Raw genomic sequence first — 24,320 nt, 5'->3', positions numbered from 1 at the left:
TCAAATTTATTTATTATCTTATCATATCCGGGAATCGAAATCCATATGAATATCCAGTTTCAGGATATCATCCAACAGCACACATTCTCCTTCCTGTGTCCCATTCTGCAAAATGATTCCCCGCCTGTCATGATCGATTTTTTTAACTGCGGCAGTAAACGTGCGGTAAGCACCTCCTGCTTTGTATTCATCTGGAATAAAGCAGGTGACAGTGACCCTTGGAGCTGCCTGATTTTTCCCGTTTTCTAAGTCCTGCAGCTGCGCTTCCAACCCCCGCAGCTGCTCATCCAGCGCTGCTTTCTCGTACTCGTCCAACTCCCGCCTTTGCTCGGTCTGACGTGCAGTCTCCTTCACTGCATCACCGTAGCCGGTCAACGCCGCAAACGGAGAGAACTGGGCGGCACGGTCCTTAAGATCCATCGGCGGGTGATTGCGCGACACCGGACGTTTGAGATATAGCATATCTTCATATTTTGAAAAATCTGTCATTATGCCTTGTGCCCTCCGATCTGGTCATTGCGCTCTTTTGCCGTCGCACCTTCGCATAGATTCATGCCCTTTAAGATCGCATTCTTCCCGAATTTTTTCTTAATATCCAGCATCGCATGCTGCAGGCGTTTTTCGCGCTCCAGTTCCTGCTGCTCTTTTTTGCGTTTCTGCTCCAGGGCAGCATAATCGGTAAAAAGATCAAGCTGTTCTGCCACCGGTTCCCGCTTCACTTCAGTCTCCGGCATGACATGATTTGCAGTCAGATACACCCGCCGGATCAAAAGCTTTTCATCGATAATGCGGTCATACAATGCCAAAACTGCATCCAGGATCTGCCGGGTTGAGGAAGTAAAACACCCCAGATTTTCCGTTCCGTGAGCATGCTTTGGAATGCTTCTGCCATACCGGTCCTTCATAACTTCACCACGATAGGAACCGCTGCGTTTTGGATCCGTCAGATTCTCAATATCATAACCTACTGTTAAGACCATCTGGTCTGTCACAAGTCCCTGGTCCACCAGCTGTAATGAAAGCTGGTCTGCCATTTCTTTGACCACGAGCCGCGTCATCTGTGCCGTATACGGACAATGCAGCACCTGCCCGGAACCAACACTATTGTTTTCCGGCTTATAAGCCTTGATATGCTCCATGCGGCATGGCTCATAGCCCCAGGCATGATCGATCAGAAGCTCTGCATTGATGCCAAACAAACGGTACAGCAGTTCTTCATTGTGATAATCTCCTGGCTTTCCAATGGAGCAGCGCGCGACATCGCCCATCGTCAGCATACCATGTTCCTTCAGCTTTGCCGCATAACCGCGGCCAACCCTCCAGAAATCGGTGATGGGCTGATGCGTCCAAAGTTTTTTACGGTAGCTGATCTCGTCAAGCTCTGCAATGCGGGTTCCATCTTCATCCGGCTGAATGTGCTTTGCTTCAATGTCCATGGCAATCTTTGCCAGATACAGATTGGTGCCGATCCCAGCCGTCGCGGTAATCTTTGTTTTTGCAAAAATCTCCTGCATGATCCGTTTGGCATATTCCCGCGCCGTACAGCCTGCCGCTGGCAGATACTTTGTCAGATCGATAAACACCTCATCAATCGAATAGACATGAATATCTTCCGGCGCAGCATACTTTAAGTAGATATCGTAAATTTGGGTACTCACTTTCATATAGTGGGTCATACGCGGCGGTGCGATCAGATAATCGATCTGATATTCCGGATGCTTTGCCAGTTCATCCGCCTGTGCAGAAGATCCGGTAAATCTGCCGCCTGGAGCAAGGCTTCTCCGCTTCGCATTGGCACGACGCACCTGTTCGATCACCTCAAACAGCCTGGCACGCCCTCCAATCCCGTATGTCTTCAAGGATGGGGAAACCGCCAGGCAGATGGTCTTCTCCGTGCGGGACGGATCCGCTACTACCAGGTTGGTCGTCAGCGGATTTAAACCGCGGTCCACGCACTCCACGGATGCGTAGAACGATTTCAGATCCATACACAGATACTTCATATCCACGATTGGCTTTTCCTCCTGTTCTTACTGCCATGTGAACGTTATTCCTTTACGTTTCCTGCTTACAGGCACTTTCCCGCGCCACTGCCCCAATCGGGCAGATATCATAACAGATCCCGCATCCATCGCAGAAACGCAGATCGATCCGATAATGCCCCTGGCGAGGCACCAGCGCGTGAAGCGGACACTTCTGGGCGCAGCGTCCACAGCGGGTACAGTTGTCTAAAATGTAGTATACCGTTTTTTCTTCCTGAACATTCATTTCATTTGCCATGATCTCTGATTCCTCTCTTAATTGCTGCAGTATTCCTGTTCATTGCTCCACAGTCACTTTGACTTCCATACTGATATCAGTATACCATACCCCGTTCATTCTGTCTACAAACAGGTCGAACATTTGTTCTTTCATTCTTTTCTATCAAACACAAGAGGGACGAAAGCTCCACATTTCTGCATTGCTTTCGTCCCTTCTGTTATAACATTCTATAAATTTTCTGTTTTAAATGTCGTATATCCCTCATAATAGTAACTGTGGTCGATTCCTTTCATAAAGACTTCTCCACTGTCCACCTCATCGGTCAGCGCCGCTTTCAGCAGCACTTTAATCTCTACATCCTTGATCGGACTCCGCTCCATAGCAAGAAGATAATCTTCCTTATCTACCTTACTCCAGTCGACGACCTGTCCGAGTGCCTGTTTCAGCATCTGGTCAAGCCAGATTCGCATACTGCGCCCGTTTTCTTCCCGAAACGGATGTGCGATATTCATTTCCACGTATTTTTCGATGATTTCATCATAGGTTGACCATGGCATTTTATCAATGTTCGCAAGTGCTGCTTCCAGATACATAAGCGGAGCAAAACGGAAATTTCCTTTTGCCAGATTCACGGTTCGCAGTTTCCCCGCAAACTCATAAATATCTTCAAAAAGGTATTTGTGTATCTCCTTCAATGATGCAAACGTCCCTGCGGGAAGCGTGTCCAGCTTCCCGCTTTCAAACAGCCATACAGCCTTTTTCTTGCTGATTCGTTCCTCTTCACGGGCAAGTTCTGCGGAATCGGTAATACCTAATTTATTTTCCAGAGCCATGAGTTCCTCCAAAATCTGTTTTTTTCATTATATGGGATTTCTTTTGGAAAAGCAAGGTCATGACCTGTTCGCCATTACAACCTATATATACCTGGAAACAATTTCGTTTCCACTCGTTAGAATATCTGCCCCGGCAGTTTCTTCCATACAGATCGCGCCATACCCAAGTCCGGCTGCTTTTTCCAACGAAGCATCCAACAAAATTTTTCCATAACCTTTGCGTTTCAGTTCTGGTGTAATGCAGATCGGTCCCATGGTCATGATCGGGATGCTGCGCCCGTCATCTGCTGCAATCTCTGCTTTCATAAACATGTTCTGACCGATGATTTCCCCGTCCTTTTCCATAACCAGATCCAGCTCTGGAACAAAGGCCGGATCCTTTCTTAACTGATTCAGCACGTAATGCTCCAGGCAGCCCGGGCGGTATACATTCCAGAAACTTTCCCGGACCAGATTCTCTACCTCACGATGTTCTTCCTGTTTTTCCAGACGGATTTTCATAGAATCTTTCATTCTGCTCTCTCCTTTTTCAATTCCCTGCAACACTGTTCCAGGCAGGCATCGGCAAGCGCAGTCACCTCCGCTTTCTCTGACTCTTTCGCACCGTCATACACCGCATACAAAAGAAACATCGGCGCGTAAAAAGATGCAGCTTTCTTCTGCGGATTGGCAAAGCCCATACCGGCAAATAAATCTGCCACATACCCCATGGGACCCGATGCCAGATATTGCTGGTAGAGTTCTCCCATCCGCTGACTTCGAAACTGCTCCAGAGTCAGCAGTTTCCGGGCTGAATGGCATTGCCTGGAATCACCTCCAACGATGCCAGCGTCTGCGTCACTGCATTTGCGGTGATCGCACTGGTTCCAAAGGTAGCGACAAAACCAAGAAGAACAATCTTTCCAAGCTGGAAAATTCCGTTTTCCACTCCGTTTGGAATGCCGAGTCGCAAAATATTTTTTGTAAGATTCCAGTTAAAACGGTGACGCAGGGAACGTTTCAGGCTCAATTCCCGGTTAGGATTTAAAAGCAGCCACACCACGATCCCGACTGCAAGCCAGCGGGAAACCAGCGTAGACAGCGCCGCTCCCTGCGTTCCCATTTTGCAGACGTAGATCAGAAGCGCGTTGCCTACCGCATTGACTGCATTCATGAGCAGGGAAATCTTCATGGTTGTCGCAGAATCGTTCATGGTACGGAAAATGGCAGTACCCGCTTCAAAGATACCAATCGCCGGAATCGAAAAGATTGCCACAAACAGATACCGCTTTGCATGGTAATACACATCCGCATCGATGCTTCCAAATACGTGCGTCAAGATCCATTCGGAAATTGCAAACATCAAAAGCATGATCACCAGGGAGATTACCACGTTCATCCACATCAGCTCATCGGCAGACCGCTTTGCTTCGTCCCGTTTTCCGGCTCCCAGGCGCTGTCCCGCCACAATGGCACCGCCTGCAGCAAGCGCCGCAAAAATATAAATCAGCAGCTGGAACACACTGTCGATCAGGGAAACGCCGGATACCGCTGCTTCTCCAACGCTGGACACCATAATGGAGTCCAGGAGTCCTACGACCAGTTTCAGCGCCAGTTCAATGACAAGCGGGATCACCAGATGGATCAGATCGCGGTTAGAAAAAATCGGGTTTGTTGGTTTTTGTTTCATTACTTCCTTCTCCTCAGTCGTAATCAGAATACGCAAAAAAATGCAGATATTCTTTCGAATACCTACATTTTATTGCGGTCTTATGGAAATGTCTAATAGTTCTTTCTATTCCTTTCAAATCTGTTCCAGAATTTCACCAATATCCCCGTTGATACAGATCGCCCTTTTCCGGATTTCTTCCGGTGCATACGCCTGCCCGTAATTCAGACACACATACACTGCGTTTGGATTGCGGTCGGTCATCTGCCAGAACGGATACTTTATGATACCAGGGGTGTTGTAACCGCAGCCTAATTCTAAAAATACAACCTTCATTCCTTCATGACGACGCAGGAATTCACTGTACCATTCCGCTGCCTTATGCCAGCCCTCATCCTCCACAAAAGAATCGTCGCAGCGCAGGTTCATGGTCATAGGTCTGCTGCAATGCGGACAATATGGAACCAGCTCCTCTGGAATTTTCATTTTGGGTTTCATGCCTTCCGGCAATGTCAGACTATGATCTGCTCCGATAATAAAGCCCTGTGCACTCAGCATCTGGCGAAGCAGGGATTCATTGTCACTGTTTTCCTGACAGCATGGTTTGGAGCACTGAAACAGCCCGTAATCTCCCTGCGTGTAGAACAGACGCTTTTTCTCAAACCCGGCTTTCTGGAAGCAATGGTCTACGTTGGTGGTCAGGACAAAGTAATCTTTGTCCTTTACCATCTGGAATAGTTCCTCATAAACCGGCTTTGGTGCATTCTGGTAACGGTTGATCCAGATATAGCGGCTCCAGTAAGCCCAGTGCTCCTCCAATGTCTGATATGGATAAAATCCGCCGGAGTACATATCCGTGAACCCGTATTCTTTCGCAAAATCAGAAAAATACTGCTCAAACCGTTTTCCACTGTATACAAAACCTGCCGAGGTAGAAAGGCCGGCTCCTGCGCCGATCACGATCGCATCTGCCTCTTCTAATACGTCTTTCAAACGCTCAATCTGCCCGGTCTGCGCCGAGCAGTTTTCTGTAGATTTCTTTGTCCATATCTTTGAAAACATTGAATACCACCTTCTTTATCCTGGTTTCTGTTGCTAAAAAGTTTTTAACCGTCTGCACGGCAATTTTCGCAGCCTTTTCATTTGGAAAATGAAACTCTCCGGTCGAAATGCAGCAAAATGCAATGCTCTCCACCCCGGACTCCGCCGCCAGGGTCAGGCAGGACCGGTAACAGCTTTCCAAAAGTTCACAATCCCGCTCTGTCACTGCACCGCGGATGATCGGTCCAACCGTGTGAAGCACATATTTGCATGGCAGATTAAAAGCCGGTGTGATTTTCGCCTGACCAGTTGCCTCCTCATGTCCCTGTTTGTGCATCATATCTGCGCAGTACAAGCGCAGCTGGATTCCGCTGCGGCTGTGGATGATGTTGTCGATGCAGCCATGAAGCGGATAAAAGCAGCCGCACATGCCGCTGTTCGCTGCATTGACGATCGCATCCACCTTCAGAGTAGTGATATCGCCCTGCCAAAGCACCATACGCGGATCTAAAGAAACCGGAGTGAGCCCGGACACATCGATCAGCACCCGCTTACTCTGCTCCTCCTGCAGATACGCATCCTGAATTTTCAAAAATTCCTCTGAGATTTTTTCCGGTTCACGGACATTCATCAGGGCACGGAGCAGATCATCCTGCTCCTTCTTTCCGGAAGGAATCTCCATTCTGCGATACTGCGCCCGCTCATCGCAAAGCGACCGGATCAGATATTGCCGACGCTCACTCTGGTTCATACAATACACCTCATTTCCTGCTGTTGCTTTTTCTAACAATTTCATCCTATCACAATTTCCAGTTTTCATAAAGTGTGCCTGGAACTTTGAAAGCCCCAGGCACTCCATGCATTTTCTATCTCTCTTCCTCTGGTATTCGATTCCGATTCACGCTCACTCTGGAAACGATATTAGAACTCGTAAGGCGGGTTTCCGGAGAAATCTGCGATCAGGCCGTGTGCATTTTCCAGATAGAATACCTCGAAGATCGGGTTTTCCGCAGTCTGGTACTGGCTCTTTACGATCGGATTTGCAATGCACATTTCCTTCACTGCCATGTTGTTCTCAAACACAGCCTTGCCGTGCAGACGGATCCATGCGTACTCCGGGCTGGAAACAGAGATCTCAATCTCCGGATTCTCCTGCATATCTTTGTACACTTCCTTGGTGTTGTTGGTGCAGAACCAGAGTTTTCCATCCATTTCACCGGAAAACATAAACGGGCGACATTTTGCCTTGCCATCACGTCCTACGGTTGCCAGATACTGTACCGGGTTTGCCTGTAAAAATTCTACTACTTTGTTCATGTTCTTATCCTCCATGATAAATTTGATGATTGAGTTGAGTATTTGGTTTTGAAAGGTTTTTCCTTTCGATGACTCTACTATAATGGAAGATTGGAAAATGTGAAAGTACGCACAATATTGTGGTGTAGTTACCGGAAGGAAACTACTTGAAACCCCAAAGCTGCTATATTATAATTAGTTATTATATTAAAATCTGAATTTTTGGAGGAAATCATGCCAGATTTACAGACTACTACAGAGAAAAAAAGCAGCACATGCCTCACGGAGACATCTGCTGCTTCTGCGATCAAAGAACTTCCGACCTGCCCGGTGGAGACTACCCTCATGCTCATCAGCGATAAATGGAAGGTACTCATCCTGCGGGATCTGCTTCCGGGAACCAAACGGTTTGGAGAACTGAAAAAATCAATCGGTCATGTCAGTCAGAAAGTACTGACCGCCCAGCTTCGCCAGATGGAAGAAAGCGGTCTCCTGACCCGCAAGGTCTATGCGGAAGTACCGCCAAGAGTGGAATACACGCTCACACACCTTGGCTATAGCTTAAAGCCGATCATGGATGCCATGTGGACCTGGGGCGAGAATTACCAGCGTTCCCACTAATGTTTACGGAACCCAGTACCGGATGATCTGTACGATCTGCTCCTGCCGTACAGTGATTACGGTACTGTTGCATCCAAATGACAACTCACTATTTGCACCATCTTATCATATCTGCGGATCAAAATCCATATGGATGGCCACCGCACCGATCGGGCAGATCTCATAGCAGATTCCGCAGCCATCGCAAAAACGTAAATCGATCCGGTAATGTCCCTGACGCGGCACCAGTGCATGAAGCGGGCATTTCTGAGCGCATCGCCCGCAGCGGGTACAGGTATCCAAAATATAGTATACTGCTTTTTCCTTATAGGATTCCATTTCGTTTGTCATTTCGCTGCTCCTTCCTGCAATTTCTTTTCCGCATCCATCCATTCCTGCGCGGTATATTCTTCCACCGCTGTCGTTGTCACCCGTTTTATATGTTTTTCCTTCAGTCGCAGATACACAACTTCCCTGAAAACAGTATAACAAACAGATGCAAGCGGAATAAAGATGAGCATCCCCGCAATTCCCATAAGATTTCCGCCGATGGTAACTGCAGCAAGGACCCATATGGACGGAAGTCCGACGGAACCTCCGACCACATGCGGATAGATCAGATTCCCTTCGATCTGCTGAAGCAGCAAAAATACAAGAATAAACAGCATTGCCTGTTTCGGACTTACCATAAAAATCAGGAAACAGCCCACTGCGCATCCGATAAACGCGCCAAAGATTGGGATCAATGCAGTAAAGGCGATCAGGGTTCCGATCAGCAGTGCATAGGGCATTTTCAAAATGCTTAACGTGACGGCAAACATGCTTCCGAGGATCACAGCCTCCAAGCACTGTCCTGTAAGGAAATTGGCAAATGTCCGATAAATCAGGGAACAGATTTTAAGGAGTGCATTTGCTTTCTGTTTAGAAAGAAACGCAAAACATACCTTTCTTATCTGTATGTGCAATTGTTCTTTCTGAAAAAGAATATAGCAGGCAAAGGAAAATGCAATGAAAAAGGTGGCAAGTCCGCTGACGATCGAGCTCACTGCTGACATGGTCGTGCTCATCATATTTCCTGCTCCGCTGCCAAGAATGCTGATTCCCCACTGAATGGCCTGATCTGGCTGAAACTGGATCTGATTTACATAATTCATAATACTCTGGTTATTATGTGAAAAATCCCGAATCCAGCTTTGCATCTGCGGAATAAAATCGGCAATGCTCATCATCAGTGTTCCCATAGTCCGGGTGAGCTGCGGGATCACGCCAAACATCACCAGTACCACGACACCGACAGCCAGTATCATGGTCAGAAGAAGGCTTACCGGTCTGGCAAGCTTTTTGCTTTTTTTCTTTCCGGCTTTGATCTTCCCAAAGATCATCTTTTCCAGAAAGCTCATCGGCACGTTGATGACAAAAGCAATTGCGCCTCCCAGTGCAAAGGGGAATAGGATCCCCCATATTGTTTTCAGCACATCGATCACAACTTCTGATTTCCACAGCGCAGCTGCCAGCAGTGCTGTGAAAATGATCAGTTCCCGAATTTTTTTCACAGATAGTTTACTGAAATCCATTATCTTTCTCCTCTTCTTCCTAATTTCGTACGAATCCACTTCAGCAACTGAATGATCGGAAGACTGGCAAAGGCATACAGATATACGCAGCCGAGCTGTCCCGGATTGAGAGTCTCCACCTGAAATATACGATGAAGGCCGGGAACGGTCAATACTGCGGTGATCAGTACTGCGCCGAGCACAAAGGCTCCCTGCAGCCATGGATTGTTAAAGAACCGATTTGTAAAGATAACCGGATGATCCGACTTGCAGTTAAATCCATGGAACAGGCGTGCCAGACAAAGTGTTCCGAACGCATACGTACTGCCAAGCAGCGCGCCGTCCTGGTGATATCCTGTCAGAAATGCGATCATTGTCATCGCACCGATCACAAAGCCCTCCAGACCGATTTTGCCGAGGAAATCCTTTGTCAGTATCGATTCATCCGCAGATCTTGGTTTCTCATTCATCACATCACTGTCAGAAGGCTCCACGCCAAGTGCGATGGCAGGAAGGCTATCCGTCAGAAGATTAATAAATAACAGGTGTACCGGTGCAAACGGAACCGGAAGTCCTGCAACCGATGCATACAGAACTGCTAAAATTGCTCCAAAATTTCCTGACAAAAGAAACTGGATCGCATACTGAATGTTTCGATATAAATTTCGTCCATTTTCTACTGCTTTTACAATGGTTGCAAAATTGTCATCGGTAAGCACCATGGCGGCAGCATCTTTTGCCACCTCGGTCCCGGTGATTCCCATTGCAACACCGATGTCCGCCTGCTTCAACGCCGGAGCATCATTCACACCGTCTCCGGTCATTGCAACGATCATTCCCTTTTCCTGCCATGCGCGGACGATACGGATTTTATGCTCCGGGGAAACCCTTGCATACACAGATATGTCCGGGACAAAATCCTTCAGCTCCTCATCACTCATTTTTTCGATATCCGCACCCTCGCAGGCTTCCGATAAATCATGCAGGATTCCAATTCTTTTTGCTATGGCGGCTGCCGTAATTTTATGATCTCCTGTAATCATGACCGGCCGGATTCCTGCTTTGATGCATTCTGCGACGGCGGCCTTTGATTCTTCTCTTGGCGGATCCATCATGGCAATGAGGCCGAGAAATACGAGATGAGCCTCATCCTTTGCTGTTAATACATACTCCTTTGGAATTTCGCGATAGGTAAATGCCAGTACACGCAGGCCTTCCATTGAAAAATCCCGGTTCTGCTGCTGTATGGTTTCTTTATCTGCTTCTGTAATTTCGCGGATTCCGTCTTTTGTCCAAATCCATTCCGTCAGCTCCAGCAGTCGGTCAACCGCTCCTTTTACGATCATCCGATTTTCACCGTTTATCCTGTGAAGTGTTGACATCATCTTACGGTCACTGTCAAATGGAAGCTCTCCTTCTCTCGGATAGCGGTTTCGTACGCTTGCGGCCTCGATTCCGTACCGGCTTCCCAAATTGATCAATGCAGTTTCTGTCGGATCCCCGATTTCCACTCCGTTTTCATTCGTCGAATCATTACATAAAATACTGCACTCCAGAAGATAGTTCTGTGCCGGATCTGCTATATCAATTTCTGCTGCCGGGATCCGTTTTCCTTCTACATAGTAATCCTCAACCGTCATTTTATTCTGTGTCAGTGTTCCTGTTTTATCCGAGCAGATGACGGAAACACTTCCAAGGCCTTCCACTGCCTGCAGTTTTCGGATGATCGCATGCTCCTTTGCCATCTTCTGTGTTCCGAAGGAAAGGACAATGGTCACGATCGAGCTTAACGCTTCCGGAATTGCCGCAACCGCCAGTGCTACGGCAAACATGAATGCACTGCTGATCTTTTCACCTCGAAATACGTTGATTGCAAATAACATCCCGCAGAATACCAGAATCAAAACAGATAATTTCTTTCCAAACTCTTCCAGACTCATCTGTAACGGAGTCTGCTTTTCAGAAGTTGACTTCAAAAGTCCTGCAATCTTTCCAACCTCCGTCTGCATTCCTATGTCCGTTACCACTGCCTTTCCGCGTCCATATGTCACAAAGCTGCCGGAAAAGAGCATATTGGTCCGATCTCCCAGCGGAGCCTCTGCCAAAATAGCCTCCAGGCCCTTTTCGACTGCAAGACTCTCTCCGGTAAGAGCACTCTCATCAACCTTAAGACTTGCATTTTCAATCAGCCTTGCGTCCGCCGGGATCATGTCGCCTGCTTCCACCAGGATCACGTCTCCAACCACCAGCTCTCTCGCCGGAAGCTGGATCGTGGAACCATCGCGCAGTACCTTGGTCTGCGGTCCTGCAAGCTTCTTTAAGCTCTGCAGAGACTGTTCCGCTTTTACGGTCTGCACAGTGCCCAGGATCGCATTGATCGTGATCACGATCAAGATCACAGCCGCGCTTTCCTCATCGCCAAGCATGCCGGATATGATGGCCGATGTAATTAAGATCAGTACCAGAAAATCCTTATACTGTTCCAGAAAAATCTGGGGGATACTTTTCTTTTTCCCCTCTGCAAGTTCATTCCAGCCACACCTTTCCCGGAATTTTCCGGCCTGCTCACTGGTGAGTCCTGTCTCTCTGCTTTCCACACGGTCCAGAACCTCTTTCACCGTTTGCTGATAAAATTCCTTCATCACTTCTGTCTCCTCTGTTTAAGCATTTTTCCACTGTATTTCTTATGCAATGAAGGTTTTTCAATAAAAAAGAGACCTTTATTGCACAATAATAATGCAATAAAAGTCTCACCGTTTCTTTGTGACACCGGATGCTTCCATCGTACTGACGACATCACAAACGCAGATTACCAGCGTAGGTTACTCCCCTTTATTGAGTTCATCATATACCAAAAACTGTACGAATGTCAAGATGCTTTTTCATAGGTTCCATCCGCCAGCAGCTTCTGATATGCATTGTAGGCATCTTCCAGACTGTCATATTTTTTGCCGGATGTATAAGGAGAAAAGTCTGCAATATGATCCGCAATTGCAACGTACGTCTTTCCGTCCTTCTTTCTTGCAGCTGTTGTCGTTTCAGAAATATAAAAACCATCATCTGCTTTGCTGACTATGACCGGAATTTTTTTTCCTGCCCCAACCTGATTGGTATCCATAGATGTCCAGAACAAATACCGTCCGGATGCATTTTTCGGACTTCCCATATAGGCCCATGTTCCGGTTCCCAGCAGACTGCTGCTGCCTTCCTTCCGGATTTCCTCATTCACTCTTGTCAGCATATCAGACTTTGGACACTTAGAATCTATTTCAAAATAAGTCTTATTCTGTTTTTTCAGCTCATTCAGTATATCGGTTCTGTCAAGTGCTCCATGCAGATCAGCGTTATACGGAAAAGAAATCGGTGTGTCATTGCCGCCTGCTCCGCTCCATATTACCTTCATTCCGAAATCCGGAATATATGACAGCGTACATTCTCCATGTTCAACAGGGATCCCGATCCAGTGCTCCGTGTTACCCTCGGCTCTGGAATGCGTGATCCCGGCAACCGTAACGGGATCATAGGCATTCCAGTTGTCCCGTTTCTGTTTTAATTTCACTGTCCTGGAATAATTTGCTGTATCCTCAGTCATCACAGCCGTCATCACTTCCGAGTAAGCAGAGCGCACATTGGCAAGATCAACCGTCTCACGGCTTTTCTCCAGATGTCCTGCAAAAACAGGCATGGATATCGCAACAAGAACTCCGAGGATCGCAACGACGATCAAAAGCTCCGCAATCGTAAAGCCGTTGTTCCCAGTCTTTTGTTTTTTCATGATTTTACGCTCTCCTTATGCCATTCTTTCGTACCGTTTTATTGTACTGCATTCTTTTTCGTTTGGCAATGATTGAGAATTTCTTCCCGCGCTTAAGAGACATGCTTCTGTTACCAGAAGCGTTCCCTCTCCGTCACTGTGGACGGAACCGCCCTCCAGCACAAACACCTTCCCGCATCATATACCGGATAACCAAGAGCATCACAGACAGCCTCTGCCACGGCATTATCTTTTTCCCAGTCTGCATAAAGGCCGTCCACGTCACCTCCCTGGGCATATGAAATCCATCTGATGCCGGAAGTGTTTTCAAGCGTTCCGGCAGAATGGTTTTATATGTCCATCACCTCGGTCACGAGATATCCGGCATTTAAGGCAATGGCTTCGCCCGGTTCCAGGTACACCTCCACTCCGTACGTGTCCCTGATATGTCGAACACAGCGGATCAGCAGTTCCAGTTCTTCTACGTTGTCCGCGTCCACCCCGGCGGTTGTGATCACGGTATCCGTGGATGATACTTCTTTGACGCAAAGCCGAACAGCCAGTAGCCGGACGGGCAGGTCGGAATATGTGCCTGATAACAGCTGCCGTAAAACTCCTTGGTAAAAAGCCCTTCCGTATCCTAAAAGACTCTCTTTACAGGATACAGAGAGAGTTGCATTTCTATGCGTTTCATTTCTGTGCACCGGATGAACCGATCAGTACCTTCTTTCCTTCAAACGCAAAGCCATAGCTGCGGATCTTATCTTCAGAAAATCCTGCTGCCTTTAATTTGGCATCATAGCGTTTCTCGCGAATCTGACGAAGCGCCGCCTGCACGGTATCGGCAAGCGTCTGTTCCTCCTCCGGATCATGAACCTTAAACTCGATCAGAATCGCGTCTTCCGCTTTTTGCAGTGGCGTCATCATAATATCGTAACGCCCATATCCGCTTTCTCCATTCGATTCAATCCGATACCGCCCGCGCAGTTCCACCAAAAGTCCAAGCACGAAGCCATGATAAAACCGCTCCGGCTGCATTTTTTCAGACGGATGCTTTCCAGTATCGAAAAAGCTGAATGTCATAAGCGCAATGTCGTTCATATAGGCATTCATCTCTTTGGTATTCCCAGACAAAAGTGCCTGGATAAAGCCATTATAGCTGGATAAGGACCGGCCAAACCACCCCTTGAACATGGCCGCAAACATTCCATAAGTTTCCTGATTGGTGACTTTCAAGGAATACCAGGGCTCCAGAAAATCCCCCCGGTATTCGATGCTGTCTGCCTTCAGATAACCACCTGCCAGCAAAAGGCTCCAGATTGCACGTTCATCCTGGTCCAGCTGATCATAAACAATCTGTTCATCAAAGGTCACTGAAATTTCCCTGCCACTGATCAGCTGCTCCATCTTCTGTTTTACATCGGCAGAGGATGTCTGGATCAGACGGTTTACCAGGGCATTGGAACTGGTTGCTGCCCAATACGGACGAAACTGCTTTTTGTCCAGATAATTGGTGATCGACCATGGATTATAAATGTCACGGCAATGTCCGAAAATAAAACCATCGTACCATTTCTTCACTTGCTTCTGCTGATCCGATAACCCATACGTTTCCAGTGCCTCAAACACTTCTTTTTCCGTAAAACCAAAGCAATCCGCATACTCTTCGGATGTCGTTGTCACCACGTTCAGATTGTTTAGATCTGAAAAGACCGATTCTTTTGAAATTCTGGTAATGCCGGTCATGACTGCCCGTTCCAGATATGGATTGGTCTTGAATACTGCATTGAACAGACTGCGGATGTAGGAAACAAAACCATCCCAATACCCTTTCAGCCAGGCTTCCTGCAGCGGTGTATCGTATTCATCCAGCAGGACGATCACCTTTTTTTCGTAAAAACGATTCAAATAACAGCACAGATCATTTAATGCAGAAGAAGCCCTTGCATCTTCCATTTCCATGGTGACCTGTTCATAAGCCTGTTTTTCATTTTCACTCAGGGTCGTTTTCTGAAGCAGAAAACGGTTCTCTTCATATTTTTTTGCGATCAGCGCATTAATCTGCTTTTTCGCATCGGACAGATTATCTGCCTTTACCGAAGCAAAACTCAAAAACAAGACCGGATACGTTCCCTGCAACTGCCGGTACATCTCATACTTCCAGATATCCAAGCCCTCAAACAGATCTGCACGGTCTGCATAATGATTGGAGAAAAAGCAATGTAACATGCTCATATTCAAAGTTTTTCCAAACCGGCGCGGACGTGTGATCAGCGTAATCTCATCTCCAGATTCCCACCATTCCCGGATCAGCTTTGTTTTATCCACAAAAAAGTAATCATGTTCACGCAACGATGCGAAATCCTGTTTTCCGATGCTGATTACCCTGGTCATACTTTCACCTGCTTTCTGTCTTTGCCACCAAGTTGTGCAGCTGCCTGATATACAACAATGACACAAATCTTACTTACGAGTCTAACATATTTCCTTCGGCGTGGCAACCTGACGAATTTTCTAATTTAAGAACTCCCAGTCTGTAAACGCTCAGCTACTCATGTTCCATATACCCAAACATCTCGGAAAACTCTTCCAAAAACGTTTTCTTCAGCATAAACCGGTCAATCATGCCATTGTTCAAATACCATTCAAAATCTGCCCCGTTCTGGTCTGCGATCAGGATCAGACGGGTTTCCGGATTAATGCGCCGGATGGCTTCGCACAGTTCAATTCCATTCATAACCGGAAGGCTGTATTCTGCAATGATCAGATTATAGGCTGACGGATTTTTCTGGATCCGGTCAATCACCACAGCCGGATGCCCATAGAGCTCTATCGTCTTCTGACTCCTTGCAAATGTCTTTTTCCATGTTTTCATCGATTCATCCTGGGACACAATGGCAATTCTGGATACCTGCTGCAGGCGTTTGCGGCTGTCTTTTTCTTCTGAACGGCTCTGCGGAATCTCCAGCACAAACGTCGTTCCCTCATCGGCCTTACTCTCTACCCGGATGTTTCCACCTACGGATGTCACCATATTCTGCACGACCGATAACCCAAGGCCGGTACCCTGTCTGGATCCTTTCGTCGTATAAAATGGTTCGAAAATCTTCTGCATGGCATCGTCTTTGATGCCACAGCCACTATCCGCCACCTCTAAAATAAGCATATCCGGATTTTTTGCCATCAGCCGGATCACAAGCTCCTTTTTTTCAGATTTTTCCATCGCCTGAAACGCATTTTTGCAGAGATTCATCAAAATATGCTCTGCCATTTTCTTACGTCCAAGAACATACAGCGGTTCTTTGGTAATTTCCGTTTTTAAGGTGATGGCTGACGGTGTCAGCTGCTTTACGATTGCTACTGCATCCTGTACTTCTTTGGTGAAATCAATCAGTTCCAGCCGGACTCCCGTGTCCTGTCTGGAAAAAGCCAGAAGCTCTTTGGAAAGGTTTGAGGCCTTATCCACAGCCGCTGTGATTTCATGGATCATCTCCTGGTTTTCCGCTGAAATGGAGGTGTCATTTTCTAAAAGCTCCGCATAAATGAGTACCGGTGTCAGGTAATTATTAAACTCATGTGCAATGTGGCTTGCCATCATGCCAAGCGACTGTACGCGCTGATAATGCCGTATTTCATTGTTTTTCTGTGCCAGCATCTCCATGCCCTGATTGATTTCTTTCAGATAAGTAATCTCCTTTTGCTGGTTCTGGGCAAGAAAATGGTTGCGGAGCAGCACAACCGTCGCTATAATCAGGAACAATACATACAATGCCACAATCCCAGTCAGCATCACCATCATACTGTCCAGTGGACCAGAGAGTTCCTTTACCGGAATCGTGGAATTTACAATCCAGCGCTCTCCCTGGACCAAAATAGATTGAAACGCGACAACCCTTCGGACTTTCGGTAATTCCGGGTCATCCCAGACATAAGTATCGACCACGCCGGTGCCAAAATCCTGTTTTGCCTGCAAGGAAAGCCATGCATTCATACTGCTCATATCCAGTTCCGGATACTTCTGGATCCGGTCATCAAAGGCCTCCAGTCCGATCTGGTCTTTGGCGTGATGCATGATGATATACATATTCTGGTCTTTCACACTGGAATACCCAGCTTTTCCGATCTTTACCGGTGCCACGATTTTCTGGTATAAACTTTCCAGGTTCATGGCAAACGTAAGGCGAAGCATTCCATCTGACCGCGAAATTTCTTTTTCCACATAAAGTTCATACCAGCCGGTTTCATCTGAGATTTTCTTCCCAGAGATCCAGGCCTTTTCCTCATGAAGCATTCCGGTTTTCTCTTCGGTTTTCTTCTCTTTCCTGTTTTCCGTTCCGCTTTCCTTTGACAGTTCAGAATGTTTCTGGATTTTCACTGCGTTCTTTTCCGTTTCTCCAGCTTTATAAAAAGTCACTGTTTCACCTGGTGCAGTGATTGAAATCCAGTTATAGAGCATCTGATTTTCCTGTAAAAAGTATTCAGTCTGACGTTCCAGCTGTTCTGTCTCTGCTCTGGAAATTGCTGCACTTTCTGTATTTTCTGCCGCCTCCGCATTTCCTGTTGTTTCTGGATTCGCCACCTCCACATTTTCTACATTCCCTGCTGCTTCTGCATTTGCCGTATCATCTGCACTCCACCCTTCCTGCCCTGCATAATACAGATCGATCTGATGCAGCTGCTGTTCCAGATAGGTGTTCAGATTGTTTCCGATAATTCCAGCAATCGTGAGCAGCTGACTTTCTTCTGTCTCGATGACCTGTTTCCGATACTGATGATAAAAACGAAATCCGGCCAGTATCATGACCAGCGAAAGCAGCAGAATAATGCCAAACGCAGACAGCTCTGTTTTACACTTTTGAACCGTTTTCTGAATGCCGTTCCAGATTTTTTTCATCCGCTTCGTCTCCCCCAATTTTCAGGCTTTACACGCTTAACATATACCCGATTCCGCGTACTGTCTTCAAGTACTGCGGCTGTTTTGGATCATCCTCAATCTTATTGCGGATCCGCTTTACATAAACCGTAATGGTATTGTCATCCACAACTGCCTCATTCCAGACCTGGGTATACAGCTGTTCCTTGGTAAACACCTGTCCCGGATGTTCCATCAGAAACCGGAATAAGGCCAGCTCCCGCGCCGTAAAATTGAGCGGCTCCCCGTTCTTTAAACATTCCATTTTCAGAGTGTCTACCGTAAATGGGCCTTTCCGGATGTCAAGATCCGATGTTCCCTGACTGTAAACCTTGCTTCGCCGGATCAGGGCTTTCGCTGTCTGAATCAGCACTGCTGTGTGAAATGGTTTGGTCAGATAACTGTCCGCGCCAAAGCCAAGTCCCAGAACCTGGTCCATCTCGTCCGATTTTCCAGACAGCATCATGACCGGTGTATGATCCCCGGCCGCACGCATCGCCTGCAGCACTTCATAGCCGCCTACCTGTTCCATCATGACATCCAAAATGACAAGCTGGAACTGCTGCTTTTTCAAAAGTTCCAGTGCCTCACTGCCATCCGAAGTCTCCGTCACCTGCATTCCCTCGCGGCTTAAGGCAGTCCGCACGGCAAGGCGAATCGCACGCTCATCATCCACCAGTAAAATTTTATCCGCATCCATAAAAAATGCCTCCCGTTTTCCTCTTCTGTTTTCGATTATACCATAACCTATAGCAATATTGTTAACGTAATAGGACCGTGAAAGTTGCCTTCGGCAATTTTCACGGTCCATCGTTTTTTTATGAAATTATTATACCGTCACAATCCCCAGAATAACTCCGAATGCCAGCATCAGAAGGCTTACTAGGTAATACGGCGGGATACTGAACTTCATATGGTCTTTCAGTTCCGTTCCGGTCAGGCCGATTGCCAGGTAGGTAGCCGGTACAAGCGGGCTTACCATCAAAGCCAGATTCTTACCGATCAGCATCGTCAGCGCAGTATTTAAAGAAGCAACACCGTAGGTCTCCCCTACCTGCATAACCAGCGGCATAATACCGTAGAAGTATGCGTCGGTTCCCACACACAGACCAAGCGGAAGGGCAAGGATACCAAAAATGATATGAATGTACTTGCCAAGTGCAGCCGGAATAATTGCCATGATAGCGCTTGCCATTGCCTCTAACATACCGGTTCCGTCAAATACACCAACCATGGCACCTGCTGCAAATAAGGTCGCAGAGATGATCAGTGCAGCCGGAGCGTGCTTCTTGATCAGCTTATCCTGCAGCTTCTGGTTCGGATAGTTCACAGCCAGAAGGATACACAGACCCAGCATGAAAATAACATAAGACTTACCGATACCGGTTGATAACAGTGCGATCACGCCTGCAGTCAAAAGGAAGTTGAAGATCAGATATTTGTTGGACTTTCTTAAATCCTCTGCTTCTTTCTTCTCTTTTGCATCCTCTTCAATCTCTTCTCCCTTGCCAAGTCCGGCCCCATGTTTGATTGCAAACATACCGAGCACAACAGCCAGAAGAATATTCATAACAAGTCCTACGATCTGAAGCGGGATCAACATGTGCCATAATTCGGTTGCGTCCATTTCCAGCACGGTTGCCGCTCTTGCAGTCGGACCGCCCCACGGAAGCAGGTTCATAACACCCATGCAGGCACCAGTCAGGCACAGAAGAATGCGCGGGTCAATCTTCATCTTTTTGTAAACCGGATACATCGCCGGAATGGTGATAAGAACGGTAACTGCAGTGGTTCCGTCAAGATGTGCGATGGTTGCGATCACTGCGGTTACAACGGTTACCGCAATGACGTTATTTCCGGCTTTCTTTACCAGCCAGTCTACGATCACATCAAAGAGTCCGGTGTCCGCCAGAACACCAAAATAAATAACGGAAAAGATAAATAAAATACCATTGCTGGTGGTCGTTTTAATGCCATCGGCAATGAAATCCATGATCTCTACCGGGGAAAACCGGAGAATCAGGGCTGCAATGGCCGGAACCACTGCCAGTACCACGATCGGTGACATTTTGCCCTTTAAAAGCAATGCCACGATCGCAATGATCATCAGAAAACCAATAACTGCTGCCATAGTCATGTCCCTCCCAAATTTTAACAAAGTTCTTACTGAGTTCTATTCTACCGACAGCAGTTTAATTGTTCATGACAAAAAAATGACAATTTTGTCATAATCCCACATAATTTGTTTCTATGTCTTTTTATTCTTTGCAGCATCCTTTCTCAAGCAGGTTCAGCCAGATTTCCCGCCGCTCCACCTCGTCTGCTTCCCCATTTCCTTCCGCCTGGAAATGCAGGAATGGCACCGGGGAATCGTGTTTCATCATCTCGATCACGGATCCGACGTTGGCATAGGTCGGAAGCAGCAGCATATTTCCTACCCCGCCGGGTATCACATTCGCAGCCAGACTGCACAGGTAACGGATGTTTCCGCCAACCACCTCCGGATACGCTTTCTGCAGTCCGGCAAACGCTTCTTCCAGAGTTTCCTTTTCTCCCCAGATATCCCGGTACGTTTCCCGGAACCAGGTAAGCTGTTTCGTTGCTTCCTGCGGAATTTCTTTTTGACTCTCCCGGACCCAGAACCAGAGATATTCGGAAAGCATCATCGGAACCGGCAAAAATCCATGTTTTCTCACGGCATCTGCCATATTCCGGTTGAGATCATTGCTGTTTAAGACCATGGCGGATCCAAAAAGGAATACCCGCTTCTGTTTTTTCAGAATGTTTCCATTCCATGTTTCATGCCATGCTTTAAGCAGAGACTTTGTCTTTTCCCATGTCAGAGGAAACGTGATGTTTTCGATTGCAGGTTTCTGCTCGTTTTCTTCCATACAAAGAAGTGCATCTCCCAGCATGATAAGCTGCCAGATCTGCTGCCAGTCTTCCATCTGAAATAAGTGCTCTGTAAATGGAGTATACAGACTGACCTGTGCCGGATCTGCGCCGGATTGCTTCAAAAGTGTCCGGATCACCATAGAAAACATGCCCTCTGCCTCGGCACCCTCGGTCTGCGGTACCAGATAGCAGCGCTGCTCAGGCTGGAGAACCTTCACCAGACAGCCCTCACGCCCCTCTTTCTGCGCTTTTTCTTCTTCCTGCAATGATTCTGCCTGCAAAACTCCGCCTGCAATTTCATTCCACCTCTTCTCCTGGCGCAGGATCTGTCCTGCCATAGCAGAAAAGGTTGCATATTCTTTTGAGATACTTTCTGCTTTTCCGGTCTCCATGTCTTTTCGCGTATAATCCGGGCTGACATGAACCATATATCCCCGATTCCGCAGCCACCTTGCATAAAGTTCTGTGTAGACAGAAAGCGGCGGCAGATGCAAGACCGCATTCTTTTGCAATTTATGAAGCAGAGGGATGCCGTCGTACCCAGCCGCACAGCTTTCCCGCCTGTTGCTTCCCAGTTCGCTGCGTTCCTGTCCTCTGCGTTCCTGTCTGCCGCTTTCCGGGTTGCATTTTCCCCAGGCATTGTCCTCCCTCTTGCTGCTTTCCCGGTTCTCCACATGCTTCAGACTGTTCAAAAATGCCTCAATCCGTGTCACCACACCAACTGCCGACTGGTGTTCATCTACCTCCACAGACAGATATGGCTTCTCTCCCATGATCTCACGGAACAGATGAGAAATCATCGTGTCCGGTCCGCATCCATGATTGGTCAGATACACCGCATACAGATTCGGATGATTTTTTATGATCTTGGCTCCGGTTAAGATATGCTGGCTGAATGGCCAGTATAAATTCGGGTATTCCTCTGCGAGATACATGCTGTGTCCCTGAAGATGTGCAAGGTTTAATACCTTGCAGCCCCGTTTTAGAAGTTCACCTGGAATTCCCATATTCAGTACCGGATCTGAGATTCCGTAGTTCCGGGTGATGAGCACCAGAACCTTCTCATCCGGCTTTAAAGATGCCAAAATCTCTTTTCCAAGTTCTTCCGACTTCCGGTCACACAACTGCATGGCGGCAGCGCCTTTTTTCATTGCCATCTGACAGGCTTCCTTCTCTTTTCCAAGCCCAATTCCAGTCTGGATCATCGCCTTTGCCAGCTGCGGCTGTCCCATATCCATGTCAAGAACCGGTGCGAGAATCTGAATGCCGCGTTCCTTTAGCTTCAATGTTTTCGCCACGATTTTCGGCGCGGTCTGCATGTAAACACAACCATAATTGTGCTCTACCCCGGATGTTTCATGCCGGATGGTACGGATGCAGGGAAGGAACATATAGTCTACTCCTTTTCGCGCCAGCCATTCCATATGCCCGTGAAGCAGTTTCACCGGGTAACAGGTTTCCTCCTGCGTCACATCCTGGCTGATGCGGATGATCTCCTCGCAGCTTTCTTCCGATAACAGAACGTTAAAGCCGAGCTGGGTAAAATACTGGTACGCCATCGGGAAAAATTTATACATCATTAAGGACTGCGGGATACCGATCGTTTTCCGGTCCGGCAAAAGCGTTCCATCATATCCGGCATAAAACCATGCGCGGTTTTTCTTATAGATTTCCTCATTTCTTTCCTGGTCGCAGGTGCATTTTTCCGAAGCATCCCTGGCTTCCAGCGCCGCTCCGTAAGCACCGGTCACGTCATAATAAGGTGTGATGCGAAGCCGGTCGCCCAACATTTCATAAAAAGCAGAAACAATGCCCTCATTATGAATAATGCCGCCCTGCAGACAGACCACCTGTCCCACTTTCTTATTGACTACCACACGGTTTAAATAATTGCGCACAATGGAACGGCAGAGCCCAGCGCAGAGATCTTCCTTCCCCGCGCCTGCCGCAAGCTCTGATACGATTTTTGACTCCATCAGCACCGTGCAGCGTTCGCCAAGCTCCACCGGATGTTTTGCCCCCAGCGCCATCGGTCCGATTTCAGGAAGCGGAATTCCCAGCCGCCCTGCCTGCTCCTCAATAAACGAACCGGTTCCAGCCGCGCAGACCTTGTTCATCTCAAAATCCACGACCTGACCGTGCTTCACGGAAATGTATTTCGAATCCTGACCGCCGATCTCAAAGACCGTATCCGCATCCGGGTTTAAGAACGATGCCGCCCTGGCCTGCGCCGTGATTTCATCCAGAATCTGGTCCGTTCCCAGCTTCTTTGCGATCAGATAACGGCCAGATCCCGTCACTGCGGTCTGGACAATGGCGGTTCCTGCCATATCTATGGTTGGTTTTAATACTTCCAGGCCTTCCTCGACAGCCCGGGCCGGGTTGCCTGAAGTACGGATATAGCAGTAATCCAGCACTTCCTGATTTTCTCCGATCAGCACCAGGTTGGTGCTGGTAGAACCCACATCCACCCCAAGCCACATTGCTTCTCCCGGCTTTGGTGCCCGGGTCTTGTGAAGCTTCGCCTTCTCGTAAGGAAACGCAGGAAGCCTCTTCCCCTCAGACTTTCGTTTTATTTCCCTGCTGCAGTCGCAGAAAGTCGCCATACCATCACAGGTGCCCTCACAGGAAGACACCATATCCTTACCTGCGTCCTCACATAGCCGTTCCCAGTCCACACGCACCTTCCGCTCCATGGCAATCGCCGCCAGACCAGCCGCGGAAACAACAGTTCCACCGTCGTCACAGAGCAGTTCTCCTTCTTCCAGCCCAAAAATCTCTTTCACTGCCCGGATCACGCCGCGGTTTTTTACCACACCGCCGGACAAAAGTACCGGTTTGCGCACCGGAAGTTTGCGCACTACGGAAGTTTTGAAATTCCTTACCACCGCATAAGCCAGTCCCAGAAGGATATCCTCTGCGGCTACTCCCTCCTGCTGCCGGTGGATCAAATCGGTCTTTGCAAACACACTGCAGCGTCCTGCAAGCCGCGGAACACTGACGGCACGGTCTGTATATTCAGAATAAGATTCCAAAGGTAATCCCAGACGATACATCTGATCTTCAAAAAATGCCCCTGTTCCTGCTGCGCATTCTCCGTTTACCGCATACTCCAGCACCTGACCACGTCCAAGTCCGGTCAGAAAGCAGGAAGTCTGTGCACCGATTTCCAGAATGCTCTGTGCCTTTGGATAAAGCAGTTTCTGCCCTGCCAGAAGCGCCATCACCCGGTCTGCCATCTCCACCTGTCCCACTTTAGGGAAAAGAAAAGCCGCAGCACTGTTTCCTGCGGCATAGTCGATGGTTCCCGGATTGGTACGGTTCAATTCCTGCTTCATGTCTTCCAGCATTCTGCCAAGCACAGCCTTGGCTTCTCCCTTATGTAGCGCGTAACGGCTGTAGATCAGATTTCCGTCTTCCACTACCGCCAGGGAAATACTTCCCGCTCCCGCATCAATTCCCAGTCCTCTCATTTCTTTCCTCTCTCCTTTTCCAATGCTTCCTATTACAAATTGGCAAACTTCTC

General features: G+C 47.8%; 22 protein-coding genes and 1 pseudogene. 1 reads left to right on the top strand and 22 read right to left on the bottom strand.

Going from position 1 to position 24,320, the window contains the following annotated elements; all coding sequences use genetic code 11:
- Window positions 1-21 precede the first annotated feature (21 nt).
- The 10 genes from DXB18_RS00400 to DXB18_RS00355 form a co-directional block, all read right to left on the bottom strand.
- Window positions 22-489 carry a hypothetical protein gene (locus tag DXB18_RS00400; RefSeq protein ID WP_118544336.1) on the bottom strand — a complete coding sequence of 156 codons (468 nt, stop codon included), beginning with the start codon at window positions 487-489 and terminating at the stop codon, window positions 22-24.
- Complete coding sequence (locus DXB18_RS00395; RefSeq protein ID WP_118705633.1) at window positions 489-2,003, bottom strand: DNA methylase; 1,515 nt, start codon at window positions 2,001-2,003, stop codon at window positions 489-491. The genes DXB18_RS00400 and DXB18_RS00395 overlap by 1 nt, the downstream gene beginning before the upstream one ends.
- Window positions 2,004-2,055: 52 nt before the next feature.
- The gene (locus DXB18_RS00390; RefSeq protein WP_118705343.1) at window positions 2,056-2,280 is read right to left on the bottom strand and encodes a 4Fe-4S binding protein; all 225 of its coding nucleotides are present in this window, start codon (window positions 2,278-2,280) and stop codon (window positions 2,056-2,058) included.
- A gap of 209 nt (window positions 2,281-2,489) precedes the next feature.
- Window positions 2,490-3,095: a Fic family protein gene (locus tag DXB18_RS00385; protein WP_118705341.1), complete on the bottom strand. Its 606-nt coding sequence runs from the start codon at window positions 3,093-3,095 to the stop codon at window positions 2,490-2,492.
- An 81-nt stretch (window positions 3,096-3,176) separates the two neighbouring features.
- A complete protein-coding gene (locus DXB18_RS00380) occupies window positions 3,177-3,608 on the bottom strand; it encodes a GNAT family N-acetyltransferase (RefSeq protein WP_207665744.1) in 432 nt (143 codons plus the stop codon).
- The gene (locus tag DXB18_RS00375; RefSeq protein ID WP_147355201.1) at window positions 3,605-3,844 is read right to left on the bottom strand and encodes a hypothetical protein; all 240 of its coding nucleotides are present in this window, start codon (window positions 3,842-3,844) and stop codon (window positions 3,605-3,607) included. Before DXB18_RS00375 ends, DXB18_RS00380 begins: the two co-directional genes overlap by 4 nt.
- A 26-nt stretch (window positions 3,845-3,870) precedes the next feature.
- Window positions 3,871-4,764 carry an MATE family efflux transporter gene (locus tag DXB18_RS00370; protein ID WP_118705337.1) on the bottom strand — a complete coding sequence of 298 codons (894 nt, stop codon included), beginning with the start codon at window positions 4,762-4,764 and terminating at the stop codon, window positions 3,871-3,873.
- Window positions 4,765-4,878: 114 nt separating this feature from the next.
- On the bottom strand, window positions 4,879-5,805 hold the full coding sequence (locus DXB18_RS00365) for a Sir2 silent information regulator family NAD-dependent deacetylase (protein WP_118705335.1): 927 nt from the start codon (window positions 5,803-5,805) through the stop codon (window positions 4,879-4,881).
- Window positions 5,741-6,580: a protein-ADP-ribose hydrolase gene (locus DXB18_RS00360; RefSeq protein WP_347560090.1), complete on the bottom strand. Its 840-nt coding sequence runs from the start codon at window positions 6,578-6,580 to the stop codon at window positions 5,741-5,743. Before DXB18_RS00360 ends, DXB18_RS00365 begins: the two co-directional genes overlap by 65 nt.
- Window positions 6,581-6,705: 125 nt before the next feature.
- Complete coding sequence (locus DXB18_RS00355) at window positions 6,706-7,101, bottom strand: pyridoxamine 5'-phosphate oxidase family protein (RefSeq protein WP_118543526.1); 396 nt, start codon at window positions 7,099-7,101, stop codon at window positions 6,706-6,708.
- 324 nt (window positions 7,102-7,425) lie between these two features.
- Between DXB18_RS00355 and DXB18_RS00350 the strand changes: the two genes are divergently transcribed.
- Window positions 7,426-7,701 carry a helix-turn-helix domain-containing protein gene (locus DXB18_RS00350; RefSeq protein WP_118543554.1) on the top strand — a complete coding sequence of 92 codons (276 nt, stop codon included), beginning with the start codon at window positions 7,426-7,428 and terminating at the stop codon, window positions 7,699-7,701.
- 105 nt (window positions 7,702-7,806) lie between these two features.
- Here the strand turns inward: DXB18_RS00350 and DXB18_RS00345 are convergent, their stop codons facing one another.
- From DXB18_RS00345 to DXB18_RS00295, 12 genes and pseudogenes are all read right to left on the bottom strand, one after another.
- Complete coding sequence (locus DXB18_RS00345) at window positions 7,807-8,031, bottom strand: 4Fe-4S binding protein (RefSeq protein WP_182430417.1); 225 nt, start codon at window positions 8,029-8,031, stop codon at window positions 7,807-7,809.
- A complete protein-coding gene (locus tag DXB18_RS00340; protein WP_182430416.1) occupies window positions 8,028-9,254 on the bottom strand; it encodes an AI-2E family transporter in 1,227 nt (408 codons plus the stop codon). The genes DXB18_RS00345 and DXB18_RS00340 overlap by 4 nt, the downstream gene beginning before the upstream one ends.
- Window positions 9,254-11,875 (bottom strand): cation-translocating P-type ATPase, encoded by a 2,622-nt coding sequence (locus DXB18_RS00335; protein ID WP_118705331.1) that lies wholly within the window; start codon window positions 11,873-11,875, stop codon window positions 9,254-9,256. The genes DXB18_RS00340 and DXB18_RS00335 overlap by 1 nt, the downstream gene beginning before the upstream one ends.
- A 227-nt stretch (window positions 11,876-12,102) precedes the next feature.
- Window positions 12,103-13,008 carry a prepilin-type N-terminal cleavage/methylation domain-containing protein gene (locus tag DXB18_RS00330; RefSeq protein ID WP_118705329.1) on the bottom strand — a complete coding sequence of 302 codons (906 nt, stop codon included), beginning with the start codon at window positions 13,006-13,008 and terminating at the stop codon, window positions 12,103-12,105.
- A 15-nt stretch (window positions 13,009-13,023) separates the two neighbouring features.
- Window positions 13,024-13,170 (bottom strand): agmatine deiminase family protein, encoded by a 147-nt coding sequence (locus DXB18_RS16795; protein WP_347560828.1) that lies wholly within the window; start codon window positions 13,168-13,170, stop codon window positions 13,024-13,026.
- Complete coding sequence (locus tag DXB18_RS00325; protein WP_347560092.1) at window positions 13,119-13,268, bottom strand: hypothetical protein; 150 nt, start codon at window positions 13,266-13,268, stop codon at window positions 13,119-13,121. The genes DXB18_RS16795 and DXB18_RS00325 overlap by 52 nt, the downstream gene beginning before the upstream one ends.
- Window positions 13,269-13,340: 72 nt before the next feature.
- Window positions 13,341-13,463 (bottom strand): annotated as a pseudogene (locus DXB18_RS00320) (carboxynorspermidine decarboxylase); the annotation flags it as partial.
- 214 nt (window positions 13,464-13,677) lie between these two features.
- Window positions 13,678-15,381, bottom strand: a complete 1,704-nt coding sequence (locus tag DXB18_RS00315) for an AAA family ATPase (protein ID WP_118705327.1) — start codon at window positions 15,379-15,381, stop codon at window positions 13,678-13,680.
- A 154-nt stretch (window positions 15,382-15,535) separates the two neighbouring features.
- Window positions 15,536-17,881, bottom strand: a complete 2,346-nt coding sequence (locus DXB18_RS00310) for an ATP-binding protein (RefSeq protein ID WP_118705325.1) — start codon at window positions 17,879-17,881, stop codon at window positions 15,536-15,538.
- 28 nt (window positions 17,882-17,909) lie between these two features.
- Complete coding sequence (locus tag DXB18_RS00305; protein WP_118705323.1) at window positions 17,910-18,599, bottom strand: response regulator transcription factor; 690 nt, start codon at window positions 18,597-18,599, stop codon at window positions 17,910-17,912.
- A gap of 129 nt (window positions 18,600-18,728) precedes the next feature.
- A complete protein-coding gene (locus DXB18_RS00300) occupies window positions 18,729-20,030 on the bottom strand; it encodes a citrate:proton symporter (protein ID WP_118705321.1) in 1,302 nt (433 codons plus the stop codon).
- A gap of 127 nt (window positions 20,031-20,157) precedes the next feature.
- Entirely contained in the window at window positions 20,158-24,267 is a 4,110-nt protein-coding gene (locus DXB18_RS00295) for an acyl-CoA dehydratase activase (protein WP_118705319.1), read from the bottom strand.
- Window positions 24,268-24,320 lie beyond the last annotated feature (53 nt).

It is taken from the genome of Clostridium sp. OM02-18AC (genome assembly GCF_003481825.1).
Taxonomy (GTDB): domain Bacteria; phylum Bacillota; class Clostridia; order Lachnospirales; family Lachnospiraceae; genus Brotaphodocola.
The sequence above is the reverse complement of the archived record's forward strand: the minus strand, read 5'-3'. Positions and strand labels throughout refer to the sequence as shown.